This window comes from Pseudonocardia humida (assembly GCF_023898865.1).
Lineage (GTDB): Bacteria > Actinomycetota > Actinomycetes > Mycobacteriales > Pseudonocardiaceae > Pseudonocardia > Pseudonocardia humida.
This window is the reverse complement of the sequence record NZ_JAGSOV010000114.1, coordinates 1-7,848: the sequence shown is the minus strand read 5'-3', so window position 1 is coordinate 7,848 and position 7,848 is coordinate 1. Positions and strand designations below refer to the sequence as shown.

The 7,848-nt window shown below is 77.3% G+C and carries 6 protein-coding genes; 5 read left to right on the top strand and 1 reads right to left on the bottom strand.

The window, feature by feature from the left end:
* Positions 1 to 61 precede the first annotated feature (61 nt).
* A complete protein-coding gene (locus KDL28_RS39895; RefSeq protein ID WP_252446680.1) occupies positions 62 to 1,951 on the bottom strand; it encodes an Hsp70 family protein in 1,890 nt (629 codons plus the stop codon).
* A 289-nt stretch (positions 1,952 to 2,240) separates the two neighbouring features.
* Here KDL28_RS39895 and KDL28_RS39890 point away from each other — a divergent pair, with 289 nt between their 5' ends.
* The 5 genes from KDL28_RS39890 to KDL28_RS39865 all read left to right on the top strand — a co-directional run.
* Positions 2,241 to 2,825: a hypothetical protein gene (locus tag KDL28_RS39890; RefSeq protein ID WP_252446679.1), complete on the top strand. Its 585-nt coding sequence runs from the start codon at positions 2,241 to 2,243 to the stop codon at positions 2,823 to 2,825.
* A gap of 74 nt (positions 2,826 to 2,899) precedes the next feature.
* Positions 2,900 to 3,736 (top strand): IniB N-terminal domain-containing protein, encoded by an 837-nt coding sequence (locus KDL28_RS39885; protein ID WP_252446678.1) that lies wholly within the window; start codon positions 2,900 to 2,902, stop codon positions 3,734 to 3,736.
* A 217-nt stretch (positions 3,737 to 3,953) separates the two neighbouring features.
* Positions 3,954 to 5,870 carry a dynamin family protein gene (locus tag KDL28_RS39875; protein WP_252446677.1) on the top strand — a complete coding sequence of 639 codons (1,917 nt, stop codon included), beginning with the start codon at positions 3,954 to 3,956 and terminating at the stop codon, positions 5,868 to 5,870.
* Positions 5,867 to 7,378 (top strand): dynamin family protein, encoded by a 1,512-nt coding sequence (locus KDL28_RS39870; protein ID WP_252446676.1) that lies wholly within the window; start codon positions 5,867 to 5,869, stop codon positions 7,376 to 7,378. The genes KDL28_RS39875 and KDL28_RS39870 overlap by 4 nt, the downstream gene beginning before the upstream one ends.
* 223 nt (positions 7,379 to 7,601) lie before the next feature.
* Positions 7,602 to 7,848 (top strand): hypothetical protein (locus KDL28_RS39865; protein WP_252446675.1); only part of this gene is annotated, 247 nt, incomplete at its 3' end.

The window sequence follows — 7,848 nt, the reverse complement described above, 5'->3', positions numbered from 1 at the left end:
CGGCGGGACCGCGCACGGTCCCGCCGCCCTCGTGTCGATCATCATCGGACTCCTGGTGGGGTCATCGGTCGTCACCGGCGGCGCCGGTCTGCCCGTCCGCTCCCGCGGGTGCGGGGCTGGAGTCGCCCTCGTTCGCGCCGCCCTCGCTCGGGTCGCCGCTGTTCGGGTCGCCGCCGTTCGGATCACCGTTCAGCTCATCGCCGCCCTCGCCGCCGCCGTCGCCGGGTTGCCCGCCCGCCGGTGCCGTGGTGGCCGGGGGCTGCGTGACGGGTGCGGCCGTCGTCGTGACCGGCGCCGCGGTGGTCGTGGGGGCGGGACCCTCGGCGGGGCGCGGCGCCGGGGCCGCGGGCGCGGGCTGTCGACGCGGCTGCTCCGGCGCCGCCGTCGGCTCCGGCTCGCCTGCTGTGGTGAGGAGCGGAGGGGGCGTGGTCCGCTCGGGTGTCGAGGCCACCGCGGGCGAGCCCGTCGGCGTGATCGAGCCCGCCCGGTAGAGCGAGATCAGCCCGCCGACCAGCACGGCGGCCGCCACCACGGCGGCGAGCACGGTCGCCACGAGGGGGATGCGCCGGCGCGCGGGTCGCTCGGGTCGGAACGGGTGCACCCCGCCCGGCGGATCGTTCGGCCCCGACGGCCGGGGTGGCGGTGGCGGGGCGGTGGCGGGCAGCGTCGCGACCCGCGGCATGCCCCGGCCCGTGCCGATCGGGTCGGGTCGGGGGTCGGGGGTCGGGCGGACGTCGAGCCGGTCGAGGTCGGGGCGCGAGCCCGGTCCGCCCGGAGCCAGCGACGAGCCGATTGCCGAGCCGATTGCCGAGCCGACCGCCGAGCCGATGGCGGGGCCGACCGCCGAGCCGACCGGCGCGGCGGGGGCCGGCACCGGCCGCTCCGCAGGGCGCACCGCGAGCGCGGCGCCGGCCGCGACCGCCGTCACCGGGTCCTGCACCCGGGAGACCGCGAGCCCGGTCCGCTCCGCGACCAGCTCGGCCACCAGCGGGATCCGTGTCGATCCACCCACCAGCAGCACCGTCGGGGTGCCGGGCAGGGTCACCGGCTCCATCACCCGGATCAGCAGGTCGACGGCCTCGCCCAGGGCCGGGCGGATCAGCTCGACGAGCGCGGCGCGGGTCAGCTCGACGTCGACGCGGATGCCGGGCAGCGCCACGGGCACCGCGACCTCGGCGGACCCGCTGAGGGCCTCCTTGGCCGACGTGCAGTCGCGGCGCAGCGCGGCCACGGCGGCCAGCGTCGTCGGGTCGGACGGGTCGAGGGTGTCCCACCGCTCGCCGAGCCGGGCGCGCACGTGCTCGAACACCACGTCGTCGACGTCGGCCCCGCCCAGCCGCTCGATGCGCTCGGGCCTGCCCAGCAGCGCGAACCCGCGCGGGTCGCGGCGCACGACGGTGGCGTCGCAGGCGCCGCCGCCGATGTCCAGCACGGCCAGCACCGCGCCGGGCTCCAGCGGCTCGACCGCCGCGTGGCGCTCGGCCGCGGCCTGCGCCTCGGTGAGCAGCACGGCCCGGTCCAGCCCGACCGCCGCCAGCGCCGCGCGCATCGCCTCCACCTTGTGCGGGCCCCAGGACGCGGGGTGGGTGACCGCGACCCCCGCCGCGGGCCCGCCCTCGGTCGTGGCGACCGTGCGGGCCACGTGCGCGACCACCCTGGCCGCCAGCGCCTCGGCGGCCACCGGCGCACCGCCCACGACCAGGGGGGTCCGGTCGCCGATCCGGCGGACGAGCTCGGCCACGACGCGGTCGGGATCGGACAGCAGCCGGCGCACGGCCGACTCGCCCACCGACAGCCGCCCGTCGGCGTCCACGTGCACGACCGCGGGCACCGTGCCGGGGGCGGCACCGGTGGCCGCGCCGAGCGCGGCCGGTTCGACGGTGCCGTCCGGGCGGGCGACCGCGGCGCTCAGGTGGGTGGTGCCCAGGTCCACCGCCAGCTGGTACGACATCGCTGCTCCGTTCCGAGGTCGGGTTCGTTGCGACCATCCACCTCGGCACGCGGCCCGGCCATGCCCGGGTTCGCGCTGGTGGGGCGGTACGGGGGGAATCCCGTAGTCGGCGGGCGGGCGGCCCCGCCACCCCCGGGCGGGCGGTGCGCGCGGCAGGGATCGACCCGGATGGCGGGGCCCCTGCGCCGACCTAGCGTCCTTCTCGAGCCGGACAGCGGGTCCGGCCGACGCGGAGGCCCGGCCCGACAGCGGCCCGGCCCCACAACCCCGACACCAGGAGCACACAGCCATGACCAACCCGTTCAACCTCAACGAGTTCATCGCCGACCTGCGCGAGGACCTGGACCTGGACCAGAACCAGGACCTGCTGTCGAACACCGAGCAGCAGTCGGCCCTGGTCGGCGAGCAGGCCAACACCCAGGCCGCCGTGCAGGACCAGGACACCAACACGGTCACCAACACCGAGGCGGGCGACGGCGGCGACGGCGGCGTGGCCCTGGGCGGTTCCAGCGGCAGCGCCGACGGCGGCGCCGGCTTCGGCCAGGGCGGCAACGCCGGCAGCATCGGGCAGGGCGGCGACGGCGACGGCGTCAACATCAACTTCGGCGACGCGGGCGACGCCAACGGCTTCGGCTTCGGCGGCGCGGGCGGCATCACCGGCGACGGCGGCGACGCCGACGCCAGCGGCGGCGCCGGCGGCAGCGCGGAGTCCAACGTGGACGTCGACGCCGAGCAGGACTCCGACCAGGACTCGGCGCAGGACTTCGAGCAGGAGGCCGACCAGGACGCCGACACCGACCAGGACGGCGACCTGTCCGCCGAGCAGGAGGCCGACCAGGACGTCGACGTCGACGACCTGGGCGCGATCGTCTGATGCGGACCGAGCCGGCTCCGCGGCGCGGCTAGTCCCGCCGCGGAGCCGGCCTCACCGCCCGAACAGGAGAGGAGGTGGACGCCGTGCTCGCCCTGTCCGACCTCATCGAGTTCCTGGTGGAACTCATGCGCGACCCCGCCACCGCGGCGGAGTTCGAGAACGACCCCGACGCCGTGCTGGCCGAGAGGGGGCTGGAGGGGGTGACCGCGCAGGACGTGCGCGACGCCCGCCTGGAGCTGTGCGACGCGGGCGGAGCCTCGGCCACGGGTGAGGCCGCCCCGCCGTCGGGCGACGACCCGGTCCGGGAGATCAACCACACGGCGTCGAACTACTCGGCCGCCCCGCAGGTCCAGGCGGCGGCCCAGGAGCACTCGGCGCTGGCGCTGCAGGCCGCGGCGCCGGTGACCATCGACGACCGCGACACGTTCATCTTCCAGAACGACTTCTCCGACGACGACACCACGATCGTCAACGACTCCTTCAACAGCGACGACGACGTGGACAACAGCGTCGACGCCGTGGTCGACAACAGCGTCGTCAACAACGACGTCACCGCCATCAACGACTCCTTCAACGCCGTCGACAACAGCGTCGACAACAGCGTCGTCGAGAACGACGTCGTCGCCATCAACGCCGAGAACTCGTTCAACGACGGCACCGGGATCGGCGACGTCGACCCGACCGGCGCGGGCGCACCGCTGCCGGTCGAGCCGGACGGCGGCACCGGCGCCGCGCCGGGGACCGACGAGGGCGGCGGGACCGACGGCACCGAGGAGGCCGACGGGACCGACGCCGCCACCTCGCAGATCAACGACGAGGCCGCCGACGCGGCCGCGTCCGAGGTCGGGTCCGACCCGGCCGAGGAGGAGCCCGCCGACGAGGCGGGCGAGGCCTTCGACCCGGTCGCCTGAACCCCACCCGACACCGTCAGGCGACCGTCCCGCGGGCGCCGCGGCCCGGCACCCCACCCGCCGGCCGCGGCGCCCGTCCGCACGCACCCGACCGCACCCCCCCCCCCCCGGGGGGGCGGCCCCCCCCGGGGGGGGGGGGCCCCCCCCCCCCCCCCCCGGCCGGCGCCCCCCGTCCGCACGCACCCGACCGCACCCGCGCCTATCCCAGGGAGCAGCCATGTCCCCGACCCCGGCCGAGGTCGTCGACCTCGGCCTGGCCGTGCTCGGCCGCCACGACCGGCCCGACCTCACCGCCCGGCTGCGCCGGGCCCGGACCCGGCTGGTCGACGGCCGGGTCCGGGTGCTGGTGGTCGGGGAGTTCAAGCAGGGCAAGAGCCAGCTGGTCAACGGGCTGGCCGGGGCGCCGGTCTGCCCGGTGTCCGACGACATCGCCACCGCGGTGCCGACCGTGGTGCACCACAGCGAGGCGGTGACCGTCACGCTCGTGCGCCGCGTCCCGCCCGTCGCGGGCGACGCGCTGCCGGTCGCGGCCGTCCTCGACGGCGGGCCGGACCCGGACGCCGGACCCGAGCTGGAGCGCGTCGAGGTGCCGGCCGAGGAGCTCGCCGGCCACCTGACCGGGACCGCCGAGGGCGCCGACCTGCTCGACCACGTCGAGGTCGGGGTGCCGCGCCCGGTGCTGGCCGGGGGGCTGGAGCTGGTCGACACCCCGGGGGTCGGCGGCCTGTCGTCGGTGCACGGGGCGGCGACGACCGCGACCCTGCCGACCGCCGACGCGGTGCTGCTGGTCTCCGACGCCTCCCAGGAGTACACCGCCCCCGAGCTGGACTTCCTGGCCCGGGCCGTGGCCGTGTGCCCGAACGTGGCGTGCGTGCTGACCAAGAACGACCTCTACCCCCAGTGGCGGCGCATCGCCGACCTGGACCGCGCCCACCTGCAGCGGGCCGGCATCACCGCGCCCCTGTTCGCGGTGTCGTCCACGTTGCGCTGGGAGGCCGTGCTGGCCAACGACACCGAGCTGAACGAGGAGTCCGGCTTCCCCGAGCTGGTCCGCTACCTGCGCCGCGACGTGCTGGGCCAGGCCGACCGGCTGGCCCGCCGCTCCGTCGCCCACGACGTGCTCGCGGTGAGCGGGCAGCTCATCGGTGGGCTGCGCGCCGAGCTGACCGCGCAGGAGGACCCGGAGGCGGCGCGCGCCCTGGTCGAGCGCCTGGCCGAGGCGCGCGCCCGGGCCAACGAGCTCAAGGACCGCTCCGCGCGCTGGCAGCAGACCCTCGGCGACGGCGTCGCCGACCTCAACGCCGACATCGACCACGACCTGCGCGGGCGGATGCGCGAGATCACCCGGGTCGCCGAGGAGGAGATCTCGGCCGGTGACCCCAGCACCACCTGGGAGCAGTTCACCCGCTGGGCCCACCAGGAGGTGGCCGCCGCGGCGGCGGCCAACTTCGTCTGGGCGACCCAGCGCACGCGCTGGCTCGGCGAGCGGGTGGCCGAGCACTTCTCCGCCGACCGCGACCAGCTGCTGCCCGCGCTGCGCGCCGAGCCTTCCGACGCGCTCAGCTCGGCCCGCCCGATCGCGATGCGCGCCGAGGAGACCTTCGGCGTGGGCCAGAAGGCGCTGACCGGCATGCGCGGCGGCTACATGGGCATGCTGATGTTCGGCATGCTCGGCACGTTCGTCGGGTTCGCCAGCCTGCTCAACCCGTTGGGCGTGGGCGCGGGGCTGTTCATGGCGGGCAAGTCCATCCGCGACGAGCGCAAGCGGATCGTCACCAAGCGGCAGAACGAGGCCAGGGCGGCGGTGCGCCGGTTCGTCGACGACGTCACCTTCCAGGTGGCCAAGGAGTCGCGCGACCGGCTGCGCGGCGTGCAGCGCGACCTGCGCGACCACTTCACCGCGCAGGCCGAGCAGATGAAGCGGTCGCTGGCGGAGTCCCAGCTCGCCGCCGAGCGGGCGGTGAAGGCCTCGCAGGGCGAGCGCGAGCGGCGCATCCCGGAGATCCGCGCGGAGCTGCAGCGGTTGGAGGCCCTCCGCGCGGCCGCCCGCGCCCTGGTGCCCACCCCGAAGCCCTCGCCGGCACCGGCACCGGCACCGGTGCCGGCCCCGACCGCGAGCGGGGCGGACCGATGAGCGCGCCCACCCCCGGGCGCCCGGCCGCTCCGGCGACCCCGCTCACCCGCGACGTGCGGGGCCTGCTGCACGAGGCCGTCGGGGTCTACCGCGCACAGCCCGGGGCCGCGCGGCTGCTGGCCCGCCACCTGGAGCGCCTCGACGAGCCGCTGCGCGTCGCGGTCGCCGGCCGGCTCAAGGCCGGCAAGTCGACCCTGCTCAACGCGCTGGTGGGGGAGCGGTTGGCGCCCACCGACGCCGGGGAGTGCACCCGGGTGGTGACCTGGTTCCGCGACGGGCCGGCGTCGCGGATCCGGATGCACCCGCACGCCGGGCCGCCGATCCCGCTGACCGTGCGCCGCACCGACGGGGCACTGGTGATCGACCTGGGCGACACCCCGGCCGACGCGCTCGACCGGGTCGTCGTGGACTGGCCGTCGCAGAACCTGCGCGCGACCACCCTCATCGACACCCCCGGCATCGCCTCGCTGACCGTCGAGAACTCCCGGCGCACCGTCGCCTTCCTCGACCCCGACGACGAGACGCCCAGCGAGGCCGACGCCGTCATCTACCTGATGCGCCACCTGCACGCCGCCGACGCCGACTTCCTGGAGACCTTCCGCGACGGCCCCGACGGCGGGGTCGGGCGGGCCACCGCGGTCAACACGGTGGCGGTGCTCTCGCGCGCCGACGAGATCGGCGCGGGCCGGGTGGACGCGATGTTCTCCGCCCGCGCGATCGCCCAGCGCTACCGGTCCGAGCCCGCGGTGCGCGGGCTGTGCCAGAACGTGGTGGCGGTGGCCGGGCTGCTCGCCGAGACCGGGGCCACGCTGACCCAGCAGGAGCACCGGGCGCTGGCCGAGCTCGCCCGGGTGCCCCGCGCCGAGCTGGACCGCTCCCTGCTGTCGGTCGACCGCTTCCTGCGCGACGCCCCGCAAGCGCCCGACGGCGCGCAGGGCGTCGACCGGGCTGCCCTGCTGGGTCGGTTCGGGCTGTTCGGCATCCGGCTGTCGACCTCGCTGATCCGCCAGGGCGCGGGCACGCCCGCCGCGCTGGCCGCGGAGCTGGTGGCCCGCAGCGGCCTGCCCGAGCTGCGGACCGTGCTGCAGGTGCAGTTCAGCGAGCGCCGCGACGTGCTCAAGGCCCGCTCGGCGCTGCTGGCGCTCGACGGCGTGCTGCGCCGCGACCCGCGCCCGGAGGGCAGGCTGGTCCGCGGCCTGGAGCGGCTGCTGTCCGGGGCGCACGAGTTCGCCGAGCTGCGCACCCTGGGCAGGCTGCGGGCCGGCGCGGTGGGGCTGCCCCGGCCGGTCGCCGAGGAGGCCGAGCGGCTGCTCGGCGACGCCGGCGGGGCGGTCACCACCCGGCTGGGCCTGCCCGGCGACGCCGACCCGGAGGCCGTGCGGCGGGCCGCGGGGACGACCCTGCAGCGCTGGCAGCGGCACGCGGTCAACCCGATGTACCCGCGCCCGGCCGCGGACGCCTGCCGCGTCGTGGTGCGCACCTGCGAGGGGCTGCTGCTCGGCGGCTGAGGCGCGACCCGGCCGGCTGATACGCGGCCGGGGTGTCGCAAGGTCGACGTCCCACTGTGTCGTCGTGCACAGAGCCCGCCCGCCCCCACCGCGAGCATTGCTCCTGACCGAGGGCGAAGGGGGACGAGGTGTGGGAGCGACAGCCACGACCACAGCGAGGCGGACGCGGATCACGGGATCCGCGGCCGGGGGGCCGCGCGAGCGGGCCGCGCGGGGGCGCACGGTGAGCGCCCGCGCGGACGCGGTGCTGGAGCCGCGGCTGTTCGCGGACTTCGCGGTCCCGGGGACCGGGGCCGAGGCGGGCGCCAGGCGACCCGGCGACGACCAGGAGGACGGCGCCGGGGACGGCGCGATCGCCGACCGCGGCGGAGGCGGCCCGACCGAGCCGGACGCGGTGCGGGCCGAGCGGGCCTGGCTGGCCGGCGACGCCGTGGCCGCGATCGCCGCGGCCGACCGGGCCCTGGCCGCGG

Coding starts and splice junctions, on each gene's coding strand:
- KDL28_RS39895 (WP_252446680.1), bottom strand. CDS start 1,951: ATGTCGTACCAGCTGGCGGTGGACCTGGGCACCACCCACCTGAGCGCC.
- KDL28_RS39890 (WP_252446679.1), top strand. CDS start 2,241: ATGACCAACCCGTTCAACCTCAACGAGTTCATCGCCGACCTGCGCGAG.
- KDL28_RS39875 (WP_252446677.1), top strand. CDS start 3,954: ATGTCCCCGACCCCGGCCGAGGTCGTCGACCTCGGCCTGGCCGTGCTC.
- KDL28_RS39870 (WP_252446676.1), top strand. CDS start 5,867: ATGAGCGCGCCCACCCCCGGGCGCCCGGCCGCTCCGGCGACCCCGCTC.